Here is a 995-nt window from a genome sequence, read left to right as displayed (position 1 = left end):
CACTATGGACGCACCTGTGCCAGCGATCGCATGCGCACAAGGTTGTAGGCCGCCATATTCAACACGAACATCTGGTCCACCTTCTTCAAGCCACGCACCATCACCTGGCGCATGCGCCCCACGGTCTTGGCCCAGCCGAAACCCTGTTCAATCAACTTGCGCTTTTGCTGCGAAATGGCGTAGCCCACGCTCGAGGCAATCGCATCGGGCACTGCCGAACGCCGCCCCGAGGTGTTTTGCGCAACGTGCGGCGTGACCAGCGTATGGCCCATGTACCTCAATTCGCTGGCCGTTTTGCCTTTGCGATAGAGCTGCGCATCGGGGTCGGTCTTCGACTGATGTGTCTCGTTGCTGCGTTTCTCACCTTTGAAGTCGCCCGCGCCGCCACCATCGTTGTCCTGATCGTCGCCGTTCTTGCGTACAAAACTCTTGTGTCCGGCCCACGCCTGGATCAGGGTGCCGTCCACGCTGAAATGCTCACCCGAGAGCAGACACTTCTTTCCGGCGATGGACACCACTTCGTTGAAGAATTCGATCACGGCGTCGTGCTTGATCAGACGCTCGCGGTTCTTCGTAAAGACCGTGGGCACCCACACCTCGTCGTCCATCGCCAGGCCAATGAACCAGCGAAACAGCAGGTTGTACTGCACCTGCTCCATCAGCTGGCGCTCTGAGCGGATGCTGAAAAGCACCTGAATCAGCATGGCTCGCAGCAACTTCTCTGGCGCGATGCTCGGCCGCCCGCCCTTTATGTCCGCTTCGTACATCTGGGCGAACTGTCGATCCATCTTCGCCAGCGCTTCATTCGCCATCACGCGGATCGAACGCAACGGATGCGACTTGGGGACGAAGTCGTCCAGCTTGCGCATGGAAAACAGACTCTCGGTGAATGTGTCGGCGCCGCGCATGATCTCCAGGGGACAAGTAGTGGTCCATCTATCAACGCCTCACGAGCTCTGCGCGATGACGTGTTTAAGCGGTATTTCAGCGGCCTG

At 58.8% G+C, this 995-nt stretch carries 1 protein-coding gene; it reads right to left on the bottom strand.

Going from position 1 to position 995, the window contains the following annotated elements; genetic code table 11:
* Positions 1–2: 2 nt before the first annotated feature.
* Entirely contained in the window at positions 3–908 is a 906-nt protein-coding gene (locus tag E1N52_RS43855; protein WP_133191282.1) for an IS5 family transposase, read from the bottom strand.
* Positions 909–995: the final 87 nt, after the last annotated feature.

The sequence above is a fragment of the Paraburkholderia guartelaensis genome, from assembly GCF_004353905.1.
GTDB classification, from domain to species: domain Bacteria; phylum Pseudomonadota; class Gammaproteobacteria; order Burkholderiales; family Burkholderiaceae; genus Paraburkholderia; species Paraburkholderia guartelaensis.
Note: the sequence above shows the minus strand (reverse complement) of the source record. Positions and strands in the feature narration are given on the sequence as shown.